Origin of the sequence: Arthrobacter sp. Soil782 (assembly GCF_001428435.1) — a bacterium.
Lineage (GTDB): Bacteria > Actinomycetota > Actinomycetes > Actinomycetales > Micrococcaceae > Arthrobacter_D > Arthrobacter_D parietis.
Map to the genome: position 1 here is coordinate 221377 of NZ_LMSO01000007.1, position 18061 is coordinate 239437.

The window sequence follows — 18061 nt, forward strand, 5'->3', positions numbered from 1 at the left end:
ACGCACCATGGCACGAACCGGCCCAGGCTCCGCCGCCAAACGTACGCTCGTATGGCTCGGCGTAGTCTTTGCACTCCTCGCCTTGCTGCTCGGCGGAGGCTCGCTGTGGAGTAACGCCAGCTGGGCACCGAAGCTCGCCCTCGACCTCGAGGGCGGTACCCAGATGATCCTCGCACCCGAGGTACAGGGCAGCAGCGAGGAAATAACCCCCGAACAGCTTGACCAGGCGGTCGAGATCATCCGGCAGCGCGTCGACGGTAGCGGTGTCGCCGAGGCCGAGATCAGCACGCAGTCGGGACAGAACGTCATTGTCGCGCTCCCGGGCATCCCTGAACCGGAGACGCGGGAACTGATCCAGGCATCGGCCCAGATGGAGTTCCGGCCCGTGCTCTTCGGAGGCCCTGGGCTTGCCCCGGCGGCTGAGACGCCGACGCCCGAAGACCAGCTTCCCACTCCGAGTGCCGAACCGACTGGTGCCAGCGATCCCAACTGGATAACCCCCGAGCTTCTGCAGGAGTTCGAGTCGACTGACTGCACCAGCCCGGAGGCACTTGAGCCTGCAGTCGAGCCGGCTCCCGCCGACCAGCCGATGGTTGCCTGCGAGCCGGACACACAGGGGAAGTACATCCTCGGTCCGGTCGAGGTTCGCGGCACTGAGATCGAGTCAGCCGATTACGGCATGGCGCGCAGTGCCCAGGGCCAGACCCTGAATGAGTGGGTCGTCAACATCGACTTCAACGATGAGGGTACCGAGACCTTCCGCGAAGTAACCGAGCGGTTGTTCGCCATCGGTCCGGGAGATCCACGGAACCAGTTCGCCATCGTGCTGGACGGCGTTATTGTTTCAGCTCCCACCACCAACGCAGTGATTCCTGACGGGCGTCCGCAGATCAGCGGCAGCTTCACGGAGGAATCGGCAGCAGCTCTCGCAGAGCAGCTGAAGTACGGTGCGTTGCCCATCAGCTTCGAAATTCAGAGTGAACAGCAGATCTCCGCCACGCTCGGAGCCGACCAATTGCGACTCGGCCTGATCGCCGGCGTGATCGGGCTGGTTCTCGTCGCTGTGTACTCACTCTTCCAGTACCGGATGCTCGGCCTGGTGACGATCGCCTCGCTCGTGGTGGCCGGGGTACTTACCTACCTGGCAATCTGCATCCTCGGCTGGACAGAAAACTATCGGCTATCCCTCGCCGGTGTAGCGGGGCTGATTGTCGCAATCGGTCAGACAGCAGACTCATTCATTGTGTACTTCGAACGCATCAGGGATGAGCTCCGTGACGGCCGTGGTCTGGTCCCTGCTGTCGAGAACGGGTGGCGGCGTGCCAAGCGAACCGTACTGGCGTCCAAGGCCATGAACCTTCTCGCCGCCGTCGTGCTGTATTTCGTGGCCGTCGGAAACGTGCGCGGTTTCGCGTTCACGCTTGGATTGACGGCAATCGCCGACCTCGTTGTCGTGTTCCTGTTCACCCACCCGGTAATGCGACTGCTCGCCATGACCCGGTTCTTCGGCGAGGGTCACCGCTGGTCCGGGCTTGATCCCTCGCGACTCGGCGTGCTTCCGCTGTACCGCGGAGCCGGCCGGGTGCGGCACAAGCCGGTAGAGCGGCCCGCAGTTGAACTGCGCGGCCGGAACAAGGCCGCTGCGGGTGAAGCTGAGCGGCGCATGACTATTGCTGAACGGCGGCTGGCTGAACAGCAGAAGGCCGTTGAAGAACAAAAGACCGTCAGTGCGCAAGCACGCGGAACCAAGGAAGGGGACAACCGATGAGCCGGTTCAGTTTTGCCGAATTCGGAAACGAACTGTATTCCGGCAAGCGGTCCTATCCCTTCGTTGGAAAGCGCAACCTGTGGTTCATGATCGCCGGTGTGGCTATCTTGCTCTCGCTGCTGGTTCCGGTGATCAAGGGTGGGTTCAACCTGGGCATCGACTTCCGCGGTGGGTCAGAATTCACCGTCTCGAATGTGCAGGACACTTCCGTCGCCGCGGGCGAACAAGCCGTCACCGAGGTGGTGCCGGAAGCGGTTCCGCGGGTAACCAACATTGCCCCGGAAACCATGCGTATCCAGACGGAACGGCTCAGCGATGACCAAACCCTGAGCGTGCGTGATGGGCTGATCGGCGCCTATAACGTCACGGAGGAAGACGTCACGTCCAACTTCGTGGGGCCCACCTGGGGAGAGGATGTCAGCCGCCAGGCGATCATCGGTCTGGTTGTCTTTGTGGCTCTCGCCGCGGCGCTGATGGCGATCTACTTCCGCACCTGGAAGATGTCGGTTGCGGCAATGGCGGCGCTGGTGGTGGTGATGGTGACTTCTGCCGGCATCTACTCGCTCAGTGACTTCGAAGTCACTCCATCGGCAGTCATCGGCTTCCTGACGATCCTGAGCTATTCGTTGTATGACACAGTCGTGGTCTTCGACAAGATTCGGGAGAATACGGCAGATCTGGAGGTGTCCAGCAAGCGGACCTTCGGAGAGCAGGTTAACCTGGCGGTCAACCAGACACTTGTCAGGTCGATCAACACCTCCGTTGTTGCCGTCCTGCCAGTCGCTGCAATCCTTTTCATCGGCGCGATGCTGCTCGGCGCGGGCACCCTGCGGGACCTCTCACTGGCGCTTTTCGTCGGTATCATCATCGGCACGCTGACCACCGTGTTCGTTGCTGCTCCCATGTACGCGATGCTTCGGATGAACGAGCCTGACATCCGCAAGCAGGAGAAGCGCGTAATGCACCGCCGCTCCCTCGAAGCCAAGGAAGCTGATACCGCTCCGGCGTGACCTCGCTGCGCTGCGGCGCACACCGAGACAACGGCCCGGTACCTGCGAGGTGCCGGGCCGTTGACGTTCCATCTTCCGGAAGCGGCACTGATCTCTACGCGGACGGCAAAACGTGCACGGGATGCCGCGGACGGCGGATAAACTTGGAGAGGCAGCCGTGAGTGTGGGATGTTGTAGCCTTACCCGTCCGCGGTGGGGATGACGGAAGTCCAACGGAAGTGGGGTAATGGGTGGCTGAAGCCAGTAGTCCCGGACGCCCGTCCGGAACCGGACCGTCCACAGGTCCGGGCACCGAAGCACGTACACAATCAACCCGTACGGTGGCTCCGGCGCCGGAGCGCCCCGCGACCGGATCCGGGTCCCCGGTTCCTACTGAAGGGTCCGTCGCGCCTGGCCGCAGGGAACGAACCCGTGCCCGCCTCGCACGCCTTGCCGGACGGGGAACCACAGATTATTCTCCGGTCCTCGAACCGCTGTTGCGCACCGTCCGCGCGAACAATCCGAAAGAGGATCTCGAGTTCATCAAGCGGGCGTATGAAGTGGCTGAGCGCAGTCACGAGGGTCAGAAGCGCAAAAGTGGTGATCCTTACATCACCCACCCGGTTGCGGTAGCCACCATTCTCGCTGAGCTCGGCATGACCGGGACAACCCTTGCCGCCGCTCTCCTGCATGACACCGTCGAGGACACCAGTTGCACCCTTGATGACATCCGGCGTGACTTCGGCCAGGAAGTGGCAATGCTCGTTGACGGAGTCACCAAGCTGGACAAGGTGTCCTTCGGCGACGCAGCCCAAGCGGAGACCGTCCGCAAGATGGTTGTCGCTATGGCCAAGGACATCCGGGTCCTCGTGATCAAGCTGGCTGACAGGCTGCACAACGCGCGGACGTGGCGCTTCGTATCACCCGAATCCTCCGCTCGAAAAGCACGGGAAACTCTCGAGATCTTCGCACCCCTCGCGCACCGCCTGGGCATGAACACCATTAAGTGGGAACTTGAGGATCTCTCCTTCGCGGCGCTGCATCCCAAGGTCTACGAGGAGATCGTGCGGATGGTGGGGGACCGCACCCCGGAGCGCGAAAAGCACCTGAACCTCGTCCGGGACCAGATCGGCGAGGACCTGCGCTCGGTGAAGATCAAGTCCACCATCACAGGACGCCCTAAGCACTACTACTCGATCTACCAGAAGATGATCGTGCGGGGTAAGGACTTCGACGACATCCACGACCTGATGGGTGTACGCGTCCTTGTTGACTCGGTGCGCGACTGCTATGCAACCCTTGGGCAACTGCATGCGAGGTGGAACCCGCTCCCGGGCAGGTTCAAGGACTACATCGCGATGCCCAAGTTCAACATGTACCAGTCGCTGCACACGACGGTGATCGGCCCCGGCGGCCGTCCGGTTGAGATCCAGATCCGCACACACGACATGCACCGGCGTGCCGAGTACGGTGTGGCAGCGCACTGGAAATACAAGAATCAGGGCGGGGCCGGCACCAACGGTGTTCCGGACAACAGTGATATGGGGTGGCTTCGCAGCCTCGTGGACTGGCAGCAGGAGACGTCCGACCCGGACGAATTCCTTGACTCGCTGCGGTTTGAAATCAACGCCCGAGAAGTATTCGTGTTCACGCCCAAGGGCGAGGTCATGGCATTGCCCGCCGGCTCCACTCCGGTCGACTTCGCCTACGCAGTGCATACCGAAGTTGGCCATCGCACCATTGGAGCGCGGGTCAACGGCAAGCTTGTGCCGCTCAACAGCGAGCTGAACCACGGCGACTGGGTGGAAATCTTCACATCGAAGGCGGAGGGAGCCGGGCCAAGCCAGGACTGGCAGGGATTCGTCAAGAGTCCTCGGGCGCGGAACAAGATCCGTCAGTGGTTCACCAAGGAACGCCGCGAAGAAGCGATTGAGAAGGGCAAGGACCAGCTGACGCGCACTATGCGGAAGCAAAATCTTCCCCTGCAGCGCATGATGACGCACGACGCCCTGCTGGCGGTGGCCCAGGAACTGCGGCATGCGGACATTTCAGCGCTCTACGCCGCCGTTGGAGACGGACATTCCTCGGCCCAGAACGTCATCGAGCACCTTGTCACCCAAATGGGCGGCCATGCCGGCGCTGAGGAAGACATCGCTGAGGCGACGGTCGCAACGCAGCCGCGGCGCCCCAAGTTCTCGGATTCAGGCGTCACCGTGCGCGGTGTGGGTGACGTCTGGGTCAAGCTGGCCCGCTGCTGCACACCGGTCCCTCCCGATCCGATCGTCGGGTTCGTCACGCGGGGGTCTGGGGTCTCGGTGCACCGTAACGACTGCCGGAACGTCCAGGAGCTGCGGGACCAACCGGGCCGGATCGTGGACGTGGAATGGGCTCCCACGCAGTCCAGTGTGTTCCTGGTGGAGATTCAGGTAGAGGCGTTGGACCGCAAGAGCCTTCTCTCGGATGTGACCAGGGTGTTGTCCGAGAACCATGTGAACATCCTGGCAGCGAGCGTGAACACGTCGACCGACCGGGTGGCTATGTCGCGGTTCGCTTTCGAGATGGGCGATCCCAAGTACCTGAGCCACATCCTCAGCGCGGTGAGAAGGATTGACGGCGTGTTTGACGTTTACCGAACCACCGGATCCCAGCGGCGCATCTAGCGGCTGACACGCAGGGCCTCGCGCAAGCGACTCAACGCACGTGCTTTTCCGGGCACCCGCACGGAACTCTCCAGCGAGAGGATCACCAAGTGCAGCGGGCAGCGCAGTCCAGGTGCTGCGGCAATGCTCTTGAGCGTCTCAACAGCCCAGGAATCCTGACCGTGAATTGCGACGTCGAGCGCAGTCCGCAATGGAGAGGTCACTGGCACACCGCCGATTGTGGAAAGATCGCAGGGCCCCAGGGTTACCTGATGCATCACCGCATCACAGAAGGCGGGAAGCGCCGTTGTGCGCCGGCGATGATCGGTGACCAGACTGACGACACTTGGAGCAGGGGAGCAGCCGTACACCCAGGCCGCGCTCTGGCGGGCGAGCGCAACCCGCGCGTGGAGAGAGCGCGGAACCGTGTTGATGGCTGACTGGGCGCGAATCGCCGGAGTTGACGGCTGATCTGTGCGCACGTAGGACTCCCCGCAGACATGCGCCATCAAGCCGTCCATCCGCATGGCCTGCAACTCGACGGAACTGAACAGGCTTCCGCCGTGGAACAGCACTCCGCCCGTGGAGTTGATGGCAAGGTCCCGATGGGCAAGCCCGCGGCCCTGCACAGGAGGTCCTTGCGAATATGGCATGCCTCAAGCTTCTCCAACCGGCAGGAAAAGGGAAAGTCCCGGCCTACCCGCTGTGGATAACGGTGGACCGGGACTTCATGCCTGGAGGGCCGTACGTGCCTACGAGAAGTCTTGCGCCGATTTCTGCAGCATGTCCAGCCACTGCCTGCGCGCCTCGAGCGCCTCACGTGCCTCGGAGATCCGGCGGGTATCCCCGTTCTTCTCCGCTGCTGCCAGGTCTTCCTCGAGGGACGCGATGGTGCTCTCGAGCTGGCTGAGCGCGCTGTTGGTGCGTGCCTTGGTCTCCGGGTTGGTGCGCTGCCAGTGCTCCTGCTCCGCGGCCTGCACTGCATCTTCCACTTCACGCAGGCGCGCTTCGACGCGCCCCATGTCCGCCCGGGGAACCTTTCCGGCTTCCTCCCAGCGGTCCCGAATGGACTGCAGTGCCTTCCGGGCCGCGGTGGCGTCCTTGACTGGCAGAAGCTGACGCGCTTCCGCGATGAGGGCTTCCTTTACCACGAGGTTTGAACCGTATTCCTCATCAATGGCCTCGTTTGCAGCTTTGCGGGCAGCGAAGAACACGTCTTGTGCAGCCCGGAAACGGGTCCAGAGGGCGTCGTCGTCCTTGCGACTCGCCCGCTTTGAACCTTTCCACTCGTCCATGAGCTGCCGGTACTCGGCTGCAGTGTGACCCCAGTCGGTCGAGGCGGAAAGCTCCTCGGCGCGGCGGATCAGTGCTTCCTTTGCCTGTTTTGCCTCTGCGTTGTCATTGTCGAGCTGCGAGAAGTACGCCCTGCGGTGACGGTCGAAGATAGTGCGCGCCGAGCGGAACCGCTTCCACAGTGCGTCCTCGGTGCCCCGCCCGAGCCGAAGCCCTGACTTCTGGGCAGCTTTCCACTGCTCAAACAATTCGTTCATCCGGTTGCTGCTGGCCTTCCACTGCACGGTGGACGGATCGCGGCCGGCGATCTCCTCGGCCTCGGCAACGATCGCCTCCCGTGCTTCCCGTTCGCGGGCGCGGGCGGCGTCCTGCTCGGCCTTCTCCGCGGACTCAAGCTCGGTGACGAGGTTGACCAGTGCTTCAAGCCGGGCCTCCAGGGCACGGACATCGCCGACCATCTTCCGCTCGGAGACCTGCTCGGCAAGATGGGCGGCGGTCTTCCGCATGTCCGTGGTGGGTGCTTTTGCGTGGACCCGCTGCTCCAGCAGTGTGACCTGGCCGGCGACGTCGTCGTACTTGCGCACGAAGTAGCCCAGCGCTTCCTCGCGCGGGGCATCCGGGTACTGGCCTACGGGGAACTCCTCGCCGTCCACGAGCAGGAAGACATGACCGTCTTCCTCCACACGGGCGAAATTCTCTGCCTCCGCCAGCGGCGTGCTGTGAATCGGGGGAGCAGCGACGACGGCGGGCGCGGCGGGACCGTTGGGCCGCGGTGCCATCGCGGCAGGGGTGGGACGGGGACGCGCAGCGTTTGCGGCTCCCGGCACCGGCGCGGCCGGTTGCTCAGGAGCCGGCGCCGTGGGCTGCTCAGTAGCAGAAGGTTCTGCTGCAGCCTCAGGTTGCTCGATCCCGGTCGCTTCGGTTTCAGGCATTTCGTCGGATTGCTGACTGTTTGTCACCGCTAAAAGTCTTTCGCTCGATGGACGACCCACATGGCCGTGTCCCGTTGATTACTGCAAGGTTAATGAGTCTATCGTCACAGGCGTTGCCGGGGCTCCGTCCTCGCCGCCGCCTTCCACTCCGGCCTCGGCAACCTGCCGGACAAGGTCCAGACCGGAGGTCACCGAACCCATGATGGTGTATCCGCCGGTGTTCTGTGGAATCCGGGAATCGCTGTAGACAATGAAGAACTGTGTCCCATTGCTGTCCGTCGCAGCACCGCGGGCCACGGCAATGGTGCCGGCAGGGTAGACGCCGTCTTCAGGAGTGTTCTCCACCGGACCCCACTGGTAGTTCGGATCACCCGCACCATCGCCGTTGAGGGACCCGCACTGCAGCACGCCCAAGGTCTCCGCCGTAGTCAACCGGTGGCACGTCTTGCCTTCGAAGAACCCCTCCTGGGCGAGCGAGGTGAAGACGGCTACCGCCTGAGGGGCCTTGCTTCCGTCCAGCTGGACACCGATGTCGCCGACGCTGGTGGCAAGGGTCCCCGTGAACACTTTCCCCGCTGCACTCGACGGGTCCGGAATGTTCGAGCTGTTCGCCGTCGGCTCCGCCGGCGCGGTCTCCACAACACCGGGTGCCTCGTCAAGAAGGTCCATCTGCGCGGCCGTGGGATTCGAGCTGAACCAGAACACCTGCAGGGCGAAAGCAATGGCGAGGACCGCTGCGGCTGCTATCCCCGCGGTCGTGCTGTCTTTCCGCCGCCGTTTCTCCTGAGCGCGCTCAAGCTCCCGCCGGGCCTCGATCTGACTGATATGACGGCGCATTTCGCGTCCGCGACGATCAACGGCCACGCGACCTCCTGTGTCCGACGGTTGTTTCGGGTGCTGCCCACTTTTACCCAGGCTCTCCCGGTCCGGTTAGTCCGGTCCGGCACGAACCACTAAAATGAATGCCGCAGACAGTGTAGGCATAGCTGACCGCTTACCTCTCGGTTTCCCCAGCATCCCGAACCGCCCGGTTGGGGACACCAGCGTCATTTCCCAAGGAGAGTTGCCGTATGGCACGAAAGTCCTCGTTGTCCGGATTTCCCGAATGGCTGCCCCAGGAACGTCTGGTGGAGCTGCACGTTCTGGACACCCTGCGACGGACGTTCGAGCTTCACGGATTCTCCAGCGTCGAAACCCGCGCGGTTGAAACAGTGGGCCAGTTGCTGCGCAAGGGGGAGATCGACAAGGAAGTCTACGCAGTATCGCGCCTCCAGGATGAGGACACCGGCGCCGCCGGTGATGACTCGCTGGCGCTGCACTTTGACCTGACTGTTCCCTTTGCACGGTATGTGGTTGAAAACGCCGGCTACCTTGCCTTCCCGTTCCGCCGCTACCAGATCCAGAAGGTCTGGCGGGGGGAGCGTCCCCAGGAGGGACGGGCGCGGGAGTTCACCCAGGCGGATATCGATGTGGTCGGCGACGGCGCACTCCCGTTCCGCTACGACATCGAGCTTGCCCTCGTGATAGCCGAGGCGCTCAGCGCCCTGCCGATTCCCGCCTTCCAGCTGCGCATCAACAACAGGAAACTGGCTGAAGGCTTCTACCGGGGAATCGGTCTGACGGACACTCCCGGGGTGCTGCGCAGCATCGACAAGCTGGAGAAGATCGGCCCCGCGAAAGTGGCGGAGCTGCTGAAAACCGAGCTGGGCGCCACGGCCGAGCAGGCGGAAGCCGCCCTCAGCCTCGCCGGGATCCGCACGGAAGGCACCTCCTTCGTTGACCGGGTGCGCGCCCTTGGCGTTGAAGACCCGCTGCTCGAGGAAGGACTTGCCGAACTCGAGCAGGTCATCGCCGAGGCATCGAAACGCGCACCGGGGAAGGTGATCGCCGATCTGAGCATCGCGCGCGGTCTCGACTACTACACCGGCACGGTCTACGAGACGGTGCTGGTGGGTCATGAGGCACTCGGCTCCATCTGCTCCGGCGGCCGCTACGATGCGCTGGCGAGCAAGGGCAACCGGACCTTCCCCGGCGTCGGGCTTTCCATCGGTGTTACGCGCCTAGTGACGCGCATTCTGAGCCAGGACTTCGCAGCTGCCTCCCGCCAGGTTCCGACGGCGGTCCTGGTCACCCTCGCAAATGACGACTCCTGGTCCGCCGCTCAAGATGTTGCCGCTGCGTTGCGCGGTCGCGGCATTCCCGTGGAGGTTGCGGCAACGGCCGAGAAGTTCGGCAAGCAGATCAAGTTCGCGGACCGCCGGGGCATTCCCTTCGTCTGGTTCACCTCGGAGGACGGCACCCACGAGGTCAAGGACATCCGCTCAGGGGAGCAGAGCGCCGCTGATCCCTCGTCGTGGACCCCTCCCGTTGAGGACCGCTGGCCGGCCGTGCTGCCTCAGGGCTGAGCCGGCGCGCTGCCTGTAGTGCCGCCGTCAGCGCCGTCGTCGTTGTACGAGGAGCATAGCGGCGCGGCCAAGCAGCCCCACCAGCAGAATGACGGTCATGGTCAGGACCGACCGCACCGGAAGCGTGAACGCGAGCACCAGGCATCCCGTCAGGCCGAGCACATTCAGCGCCCGCGGAGCGTACCAGGGACGCGAAGTCAGGGTGAGCGCGGAGAGGTTCGCCACCGCGTAGTAGAGCAGCACACCGAAGCTGGAGAAGCCCACCACCGTCAGGACATCGGTTCCCAGCAGCAGTGCAATGACGACGACGGCGGTCGCCAACTCCGCTGCGAACGGTGTGGCACGGCGTGCTGACACCGCGCCGAAAACCCGCGGCAGATCACCCTCGCGCGCCATAGCCAGGGTTGTGCGGGCGATCCCGCTGATCAGCGCGAGCAGGGCGCCGAGACTCGCCAGTGCCGCCGCAATCGCCACTGCCAGCACAGGCAAGGACCCGTTGGGCGGAAACACTTCGGTGAGGGGCGCCTGCGAGTCACTGAGGGCGTCCGGCCCCACCGCGCGAAGCAGGCCGAACGCGAGCAGGAGGTACAGAGCCAGAGTGAAACCGAGTGCGCCGAAGATAGCCCGCGGAATGTTGCGCGCGGGCTCGCGGACCTCCTCGCCCATCGTGGCAATACGTGCATAGCCGGCGAACGCGAAGAACATGAGCCCGGCCGCCTGCAGGACTCCGGTGGGTCCAACCGGCACGGCGCCGGGGGCGTCGGCAGGCTGGGCAAAGGCCACAACAATGACGAAGGCGAGGACAGGCACCACCAGCGCAACGATGATCCGCGTCAACAGCGCGGTGCGCGTGATGCCTAACAGATTGACGGACGTCAGGGCCGCCACAGCTGCCACCCCTGCAGCCTTCTCAAAGCCCGGGGCCGCGTACAGCCCAAAGGTGAGTGCCATCGCCGCGCAGGAGGCAAGTTTGCCGGTGATGAAACTCCAACCGGCCAGGAAGCCCGGCCATTCGCCGAGCTGGCGCCGCCCGTAGGTATAGGTACCGCCGCTCACCGGATGCACGGTCGCCAGCTGGGCGGATGCTGCGGCGTTGGCATAGGCAACGACGGCGGCCAGGCCGACTGCGAGCGGCAGCAGGGAGCCGGCGGTTGCGGCTGCCGGGGAGAAGACAACGAAAACACCGGCTCCAATGATGGATCCGATGCCGACGGTGGTGGCGTCGAACCCGCCGAGTTGTCTGTTCAATGCCTGCGGCATTTAGCGATGGTCCCCGTCCGGTGATAAGTGTGGCCGGGAATGCATCTCATCCGGCGGTAAACTCGAACACTGAGATTCAACCACGATTCACAGACCTGGATTTAATTCCACCGGAAGGAATGCTGTGCTGCGCACACATGACCTGGGTTCACTACGGACCGGGCACATTGGACAGACCGTCACTCTCGCCGGATGGGTGGCCCGTCGGCGTGATCACGGCGGCGTGGCATTCCTCGATCTTCGTGACGCATCCGGCGTCGCCCAGGTAGTGGTGCGCGAGGAGGACGTCTTCCATGGCCTGCGCAATGAGTACGTGCTGCAGATCATCGGCACCGTCGAGCAGCGCCCCGAGGGTAACGAGAACCCGGCGCTTGCAACCGGTGAGATCGAGGTCATCGCCGAGAAGGTGACAATTCTCAACACCTCGGACCCGCTGCCGTTCCAGATCGACGAGCATGTCGAGGTGGGCGAGGAGGCGCGTCTGAAGCACCGTTACCTGGACCTCCGCCGCCCAACGCCGAACGCCAACCTCCGCCTGCGCTCCGAGGCGAACCGGGTGGCCCGCGAGCTTCTGCACACAGACGGCTATGTGGAGATTGAGACACCCACCCTCACCCGTTCGACGCCTGAGGGCGCCCGTGACTTCCTGGTTCCGGCCCGTCTGGCGCCAGGGTCCTGGTACGCACTGCCGCAGTCACCACAGCTGTTCAAGCAACTTCTCCAGGTGGGCGGATTCGAGAAGTACTACCAGATTGCCCGCTGCTACCGCGACGAGGACTTCCGTGCCGACCGGCAGCCCGAGTTCACTCAGCTGGACATTGAGGCGAGCTTCGTCGAGCAGGATGACATCATCGCGCTCGGCGAGGAGCTCGTGACGGCGCTGTGGAAGCTGATCGACGTCGAGATCCCCACTCCGATCCAGCGCATGACCTACGCCGATGCCATGGCGCGTTACGGCTCTGACAAGCCGGACCTTCGGTTCGGTCTCGAGCTGACCGAGCTGACCGAGTACTTCAAGGACACCGGATTCGGCGTGTTCAAGGCTGCGTATGTGGGCGCCGTCGTCATGCCCGGCGGAGCCTCCCAGCCGCGCCGTCAGCTGGATGCCTGGCAGGAATGGGCCAAGCAGCGCGGAGCGAAGGGGCTTGCGTACGTCCTCATCGACGACGACGGCAGCCTCCGAGGTCCCGTCGCCAAGAACCTGACGGACGCCGAGCGGGATGGGCTGGCCGGCATTGTCGGTGCGAAGCCGGGGGACTGCATCTTCTTTGCTGCCGGTGAGAAGTCCTCCTCGCGTGCCTTGCTTGGTGCTGCACGGGTGGAGATCGGCCACCGCACCGGGCTGATCGATCCGGCGGCGTGGGCGTTCGTGTGGGTCGTTGATGCGCCCATGTTCGAGCCGGCGTCGGACGCCGTTGCAGCGGGCGACGTCGCGGTGGGAACCGGTGCGTGGACGGCGGTTCACCACGCCTTCACCTCACCGAAGCCGGAATACCTGGACTCCTTCGACATCGATCCGGGCAGTGCCCTCGCGTATGCCTACGACATTGTCTGCAACGGCAATGAGATTGGCGGCGGCTCGATCCGTATCCACCAGCGGGATGTTCAGCAACGGGTCTTCGCTGTTATGGGAATCAGCCCCGAGGACGCCGAGGAGAAGTTCGGCTTCCTGCTGGAGGGTTTCAAGTACGGCGCACCGCCCCACGGCGGCATCGCGTTCGGTTGGGACCGGGTTGTCGCACTGCTTGCCGGCAGCGACTCCATCCGCGACGTCATCGCCTTCCCGAAATCCGGCGGCGGCTATGACCCGCTCACGGCTGCTCCTGCACCGATCACGCCTCAACAGCGGAAGGAAGCAGGCGTGGACGCAAAGCCGGCAGGAAAGTCCGACGCGCCCAAAAATGTGAAAGAATAAGTTCGTACAACGTGCTCCGGGGTCGGTGTAATTCCGAACCGGCGGTTATAGTCCGCGACCCGCGCGCAGCCCCCTGGGGCAGCAAACGGTTGAGCCGGTGAAATTCCGGCACCGACAGTTAAAGTCTGGATGGGAGAAGCACGTGCAGCTTTGGCTGTGCTCTGTCGTCGGTGCTTCATGCGCCGTCGGCAGCGCCGGCCCTGCCTGTCGTTCCCCGGAGCCGTCATCGCGAGTTCTAAAGGGAACAGTATGGATCTACTGAGGTGGCTCTTCGAAGCCCAACTTTTCATCGGCGGCAGTCCATTGCTGCTTCGGGAAGCGCTCGGCAATGTCTTCGGTCTCCTGAGCGCGCTCGGGGGAATGCGCCGCAAGGTCTGGGCCTGGCCTGTCGGCATCGCCGGTAACCTGCTCCTGCTCACCGTCTTTCTCGGTTCGGTGTTCGGTGAAGCTTCCACGGCGAATCTCCTCGGACAGGCTGCCCGCCAGGTCATGTTCATCGCTGTCGCAGTCTACGGATGGCGCCGGTGGCGGCAGGCACAATCGGATGCCGGCGCGGCAATTACCCCGCGTTGGGCAACAAACCGTACACGCCTGGGGCTCGTTGCCGCCCTGGTCCTCGGCACTGTGGCCGTGACTCCGCTCTTCCGGGCGCTCGGTTCGTACGAGCCGGTCTGGGCGGACGCCTGGACCTTCGTCGGATCTCTGCTGGCCACGTTCGGAATGGCCAAGGGCTGGGTGGAATTCTGGCTCATCTGGGTGGCAGTCGACGTCGTTGGCGTCCCGCTCCTGTTCAGCGCCGGCTACTACGCTTCAGCTTTTATGTACCTGTTTTACGGGATCTTCACCCTCGTGGGCTTTGTTGTGTGGACCCGGGCGCAGCGGCAGGCCGCCGCGCATCCGGTTGATCACGCACCCAGTCCTGAGCCGAGCCTGCCATGACAACCGGATCCGCCAGCTTCACGGCACCCGAAATGATGGCCATGGAGCACGCGCTCCTGCTCGCCGGCCAGGGCGTTCGCGGCGCCAATCCTCTGGTGGGCGCTGTTGTTCTGGATAAGGACGGCGCAATGGTTGCCACCGGTTTCCACCTGGGCGCCGGCACTGACCACGCGGAAGCAGCCGCGCTGAAGAATGCGGCCCTGCAGGGGGTGGATCCCGCCGGTTGCACCATGGTGGTGACGCTGGAGCCCTGTAGCCACACCGGTCGCACAGGTCCCTGTACCGAGGCGATCATGGAAGCAGGCATCACGCGCGTTGTCTACGCGGCCGCCGATCCCACTCCTGATGCCGCCGGCGGTGCCGCGCGGCTCGCCAACCACGGAATCGATGTGGCGGGCGGGCTCCTCGAAGATGCCGCAACTGAGCTGAACCGCCGTTGGCTCGTTGCCGTGCAGGCCCGGCGCCCCTTCGTGACAGTCAAAGTGGCGCAGAGCCTGGATGCACAATCCGCGGCAGCGGACGGCTCAAGCCAGTGGATCACCGGCCCGCACGCGCGCGCAGACGGGCACACTATCCGTACCCGCGTCGACGCCGTCCTGGTGGGCACCGGCACCGTCCTTGCCGACAATCCCCGCCTCACCGCGCGGGCCCTGGACGGATCCGACGCCGACCGCCAGCCGCTGCGGGTTGCCGTCGGGCTACGGGGCATCCCCGGGGACGCCGCCGTGCGTGGAAGCGGGTTTGTGCACCTGAAAACCCATGATCCGCTGGCCGCGCTGACTGAATTGTTCAGCCGGGGCGTTCGGCACGTTCTCGTGGAGGGCGGCCCGCAACTGGTCGGAGTCTTCCTCATGGCTGATCTTGCCGATGAACTTTTCGTCTATGTCGCGCCGATGCTCCTCGGCGCCGGGGTGCCCGCCTTCCAACGGCTCGGTGTGGCAACGCTCACTGACGCCCATGTGTGGCGTCTGGATCCGGACGGGGCCGCGGCTCTCACGCAGCTCGGCGACGACGTGCGGCTGCACCTCAAACCCATTGCGCCGCCTCCGGCGCCCATCACGAAAGGCCTTTAAGTGTTCACAGGAATTGTTTCCGGGCAGGGCGCCGTCACTTCCCTCCGCAGCTCCCCGGACGGCAGCAGCGCTGTGCTTGTATTTGAGGCCGGTTCCACAGGAGCCGGGCTCGAGCCCGGCGGCTCCATCGCTGTGGACGGGGTATGCCTGACCGCGACCGTCATCGACGAAGGCCGAATCAGCGTGGACGTGATGGGGGAGACGCTGAGGCGTACGACAATCGGGAGCCTGACCGAGGGCCGCAGGGTCAACCTCGAGCGCTGCGTACCGGCGAACGGCCGTTTGGACGGCCACGTCGTGCAGGGTCACGTCGACGGCGTCGGTACGCTCCTCGAGCGTGAGAATCTCGGCGATTGGGAGCGCTTGCGTTTCAGCTTGCCCGTCCCTCTGGACCGTTATGCCGCTGAAAAGGGGTCCGTCGCCGTGGACGGCGTCTCGCTGACAGTGACGGCCGTGAGCAACGCCGGAACACCCGAGCCCTGGTTCGAGGTCGGCCTGATCCCCACAACCCTCACCGAGACGGGCCTGGGGGCCAAGAACGTCGGGGATCCTGTGAACCTGGAGATGGATGTCCTGGCCAAATACGCTGAGCGGCTGCTCGCGTTCACGGGAAAGGAGGACCGGGCATGATTCGCAGCGGCGCGGGCGGTGCCCCGGACACGCAGAGCAGTGCGGTGCTTGAGATTGTGCTTGACCCGGTGGACACGGCCGTTGCCGCAATGGCGGCGGGCCGCGCCGTCGTCGTTGTTGACGACGCCAACCGGGAAAACGAGGGCGACATCATCTTCGCTGCCCAGTTCGCCACAACGGAACTGACCGCCTGGACCATCCGGTACACCTCAGGCGTGCTGTGCGTTCCGGTGACCGGGAGAACCGCGGACCGGTTGGAGTTGCCCGCCATGGTGATCAACAACCAGGACGCCAAGCAGACGGCCTACACCGTGTCCTGCGACGCCGCCGTCGGCGTGAGCACCGGTATCAGCGCCGCGGACAGGGCATTGACCGCCAGGACGCTGGCGACGCCGTCAGCGGTTCCCTCTGACCTCACGCGGCCGGGTCACATGTTCCCGCTGCGTGCGGTGGAGGGCGGGGTGCGGGAGCGGCGCGGTCACACCGAAGCTGCAATTGACCTGTGCCGGCTGGCCGGTGTGGAGCCGGCCGCCGTTATTGCGGAAGTCACGCACGACGACGGCGGCATGATGCGCCTGCCGGCGCTGCGCGAGTTCGCTACCCGCTTCCAGGCGCCGCTGATTTCGATCGAGGACCTGGTGGAGTACCTTGCCGCAGGCGACACGGGAGCCGCTGAATGAGCGCGGTTACCGGCGGTCCCGTAGTCACTATTCCGACGGCGTACGGACCGTTCACCGCGCAGGCCTGGACGGATGCGGCCTCCGGCGTGGAGCACCTGACAATGTCCGCGCCCGGCACGGACATCGCTGACGGTGCCCCGCTGGTCCGGATACACTCGGAGTGCCTCACCGGCGATGTGTTCGGCTCCTACCGCTGTGACTGCGGTGAGCAGCTTGAGCAGGCGCTCGGGCTGGTTCAGGAACAAGGCGGGTCGGTTGTCTATCTGCGGGGCCAGGAAGGTCGCGGGATCGGCCTTGCCAACAAGCTGCGCGCGTATGCGCTGCAGGAGAACGGCGCCGACACGGTCGAGGCAAACGAGCAGCTTGGTCTTCCGGTCGATGCGCGTGATTATCAGGCTGCCGCAGGGATCCTCACCGCTTTGGGCGTTACGGCGATCCGCCTGCTGAGCAACAATCCCGTCAAGCGGGAACACCTTGAGCGGTACGGCATCACCGTGGTGTCGATGGTGCCTTCCGAGATTCCATCGCGACTGGAAAATCAGCAGTACCTCGAGACGAAGCGGGACCGCCTCAACCACCAGTTGTCCCATCTGGAGGAGCGGTTCCACCAGCGTCCCCAGGAAAAGATCGTTCAGCAGAGCTGACAGTTCCTTCCGCCAATCCACCCCCATCCCAAGGAGAACCATGGCCGGACACGGCGCCCCCACCATCGACGTCACCAGCATTGCGCACCAACAGCAGGAGCCCGTCCGGCTCGCCGTCATTGCCGCCAGTTGGCACACCGCCATCATGGACGGGCTCCTTGACGGCGCCCGCCGGGCCGCCGCGGATGCCGGCATCGAACCCGTGGTGATTCGCGTACCGGGCAGTTTTGAGCTGCCGGTCGCAGCGGCGAGGCTGGCGGACCACTATGACGCCGTCGTCGCTCTCGGTGTAGTCATCCGCGGCGGCACACCGCACTTCGACTACGTATGCCAGGCTGCGACCTCGGGACTCACCGAAGTCAGCGTGCGCACGGGTGTGCCTGTGGGCTTCGGCGTGTTGACCTGCGATACCGAAGAGCAGGGCCTGGACCGCGCCGGGCTCGCCGGATCGAGCGAGGACAAGGGATATGAAGCCACCGCCGCAGCATTGGCAACTGCTGCTGTACTGGGCCCGTGGGGCACATGAACCTCAGGGAGGCCTCGCGTCGGGAGCTTCGTCACACAGAACGGCCACGATACGGCGTATCTCATGGAACCCAGTAACCTAGACAGAGTGAAATCCTTCGACACCCTCTTCGCCGAGCTGAGCGAGAAAGCTGCCGCCCGTCCGTCGGGGTCACGCACCGCGGCCGAACTGGAGTCAGGCGTGCACGGCATCGGCAAGAAGGTAGTCGAGGAGGCCGCCGAAGTGTGGATGGCCGCCGAGTATGAGTCGAATGAAGCTGCTGCAGAGGAAATTTCCCAGCTGCTGTACCACCTCCAGGTCATGATGATCGCCAAGGGACTCACGCTGGAAGACGTTTACAAGCATCTGTAGCCGCGCGGCGACAATCT

Annotated in this window: 16 protein-coding genes and 1 riboswitch; of the genes, 12 read left to right on the plus strand and 4 right to left on the minus strand. The window is 64.4% G+C overall.

Annotation, left to right across the window (positions count from 1 at the left end; translation table 11 throughout):
• Positions 1-7 precede the first annotated feature (7 nt).
• The 3 genes from secD (at position 8) to ASH00_RS08605 (ending at position 5417) form a co-directional block, all read left to right on the plus strand.
• The gene (gene secD, locus ASH00_RS08595; RefSeq protein WP_056547440.1) at positions 8-1768 is read left to right on the plus strand and encodes a protein translocase subunit SecD; all 1761 of its coding nucleotides are present in this window, start codon (positions 8-10) and stop codon (positions 1766-1768) included.
• Entirely contained in the window at positions 1765-2778 is a 1014-nt protein-coding gene (gene secF, locus ASH00_RS08600; protein WP_056547443.1) for a protein translocase subunit SecF, read from the plus strand. Before secD ends, secF begins: the two co-directional genes overlap by 4 nt.
• 320 nt (positions 2779-3098) lie before the next feature.
• A complete protein-coding gene (locus ASH00_RS08605) occupies positions 3099-5417 on the plus strand; it encodes a RelA/SpoT family protein (protein WP_056547813.1) in 2319 nt (772 codons plus the stop codon).
• On the opposite strand, the gene ASH00_RS08610 is transcribed toward ASH00_RS08605, so the two are convergent.
• The 3 genes from ASH00_RS08610 to ASH00_RS08620 all read right to left on the minus strand — a co-directional run bounded on the left by ASH00_RS08610 (position 5414) and on the right by ASH00_RS08620 (position 8485).
• A complete protein-coding gene (locus ASH00_RS08610) occupies positions 5414-6049 on the minus strand; it encodes a hypothetical protein (RefSeq protein WP_157359058.1) in 636 nt (211 codons plus the stop codon). The genes ASH00_RS08605 and ASH00_RS08610 overlap by 4 nt on opposite strands.
• Positions 6050-6148: 99 nt before the next feature.
• A complete protein-coding gene (locus ASH00_RS08615) occupies positions 6149-7648 on the minus strand; it encodes a DUF349 domain-containing protein (protein ID WP_056547449.1) in 1500 nt (499 codons plus the stop codon).
• Positions 7649-7699: 51 nt separating this feature from the next.
• Positions 7700-8485: a peptidylprolyl isomerase gene (locus tag ASH00_RS08620; protein WP_327019687.1), complete on the minus strand. Its 786-nt coding sequence runs from the start codon at positions 8483-8485 to the stop codon at positions 7700-7702.
• Between the two features lie 206 nt (positions 8486-8691).
• Here ASH00_RS08620 and hisS point away from each other — a divergent pair, with 206 nt between their 5' ends.
• The gene (gene hisS / locus ASH00_RS08625; RefSeq protein ID WP_056547450.1) at positions 8692-10026 is read left to right on the plus strand and encodes a histidine--tRNA ligase; all 1335 of its coding nucleotides are present in this window, start codon (positions 8692-8694) and stop codon (positions 10024-10026) included.
• A 27-nt stretch (positions 10027-10053) separates the two neighbouring features.
• Here hisS and ASH00_RS08630 read toward each other — a convergent pair whose 3' ends face one another.
• A complete protein-coding gene (locus ASH00_RS08630) occupies positions 10054-11286 on the minus strand; it encodes an APC family permease (protein WP_056547453.1) in 1233 nt (410 codons plus the stop codon).
• Positions 11287-11410: 124 nt separating this feature from the next.
• On the opposite strand from ASH00_RS08630, the gene aspS reads away from it, so the two are divergent.
• From aspS to ASH00_RS08670, 8 genes are all read left to right on the plus strand, one after another.
• Positions 11411-13201: an aspartate--tRNA ligase gene (gene aspS, locus ASH00_RS08635; protein WP_157359059.1), complete on the plus strand. Its 1791-nt coding sequence runs from the start codon at positions 11411-11413 to the stop codon at positions 13199-13201.
• 8 nt (positions 13202-13209) lie between these two features.
• Positions 13210-13346, plus strand: a riboswitch (FMN riboswitch).
• Positions 13347-13450: 104 nt separating this feature from the next.
• On the plus strand, positions 13451-14140 hold the full coding sequence (gene pnuC, locus ASH00_RS08640; RefSeq protein ID WP_056547459.1) for a nicotinamide riboside transporter PnuC: 690 nt from the start codon (positions 13451-13453) through the stop codon (positions 14138-14140).
• Positions 14137-15213 carry a bifunctional diaminohydroxyphosphoribosylaminopyrimidine deaminase/5-amino-6-(5-phosphoribosylamino)uracil reductase RibD gene (gene ribD / locus ASH00_RS08645; protein ID WP_056547461.1) on the plus strand — a complete coding sequence of 359 codons (1077 nt, stop codon included), beginning with the start codon at positions 14137-14139 and terminating at the stop codon, positions 15211-15213. Before pnuC ends, ribD begins: the two co-directional genes overlap by 4 nt.
• The gene (locus tag ASH00_RS08650) at positions 15214-15843 is read left to right on the plus strand and encodes a riboflavin synthase (RefSeq protein WP_056547463.1); all 630 of its coding nucleotides are present in this window, start codon (positions 15214-15216) and stop codon (positions 15841-15843) included.
• Positions 15840-16523: a 3,4-dihydroxy-2-butanone-4-phosphate synthase gene (gene ribB, locus ASH00_RS08655; protein WP_056547465.1), complete on the plus strand. Its 684-nt coding sequence runs from the start codon at positions 15840-15842 to the stop codon at positions 16521-16523. The genes ASH00_RS08650 and ribB overlap by 4 nt, the downstream gene beginning before the upstream one ends.
• On the plus strand, positions 16520-17167 hold the full coding sequence (gene ribA / locus ASH00_RS08660) for a GTP cyclohydrolase II (protein ID WP_082566001.1): 648 nt from the start codon (positions 16520-16522) through the stop codon (positions 17165-17167). The genes ribB and ribA overlap by 4 nt, the downstream gene beginning before the upstream one ends.
• Positions 17168-17207: 40 nt before the next feature.
• Entirely contained in the window at positions 17208-17693 is a 486-nt protein-coding gene (ribH, locus tag ASH00_RS08665; RefSeq protein WP_056547468.1) for a 6,7-dimethyl-8-ribityllumazine synthase, read from the plus strand.
• Positions 17694-17780: 87 nt separating this feature from the next.
• The gene (locus ASH00_RS08670) at positions 17781-18044 is read left to right on the plus strand and encodes a phosphoribosyl-ATP diphosphatase (RefSeq protein ID WP_056547471.1); all 264 of its coding nucleotides are present in this window, start codon (positions 17781-17783) and stop codon (positions 18042-18044) included.
• Positions 18045-18061: the final 17 nt, after the last annotated feature.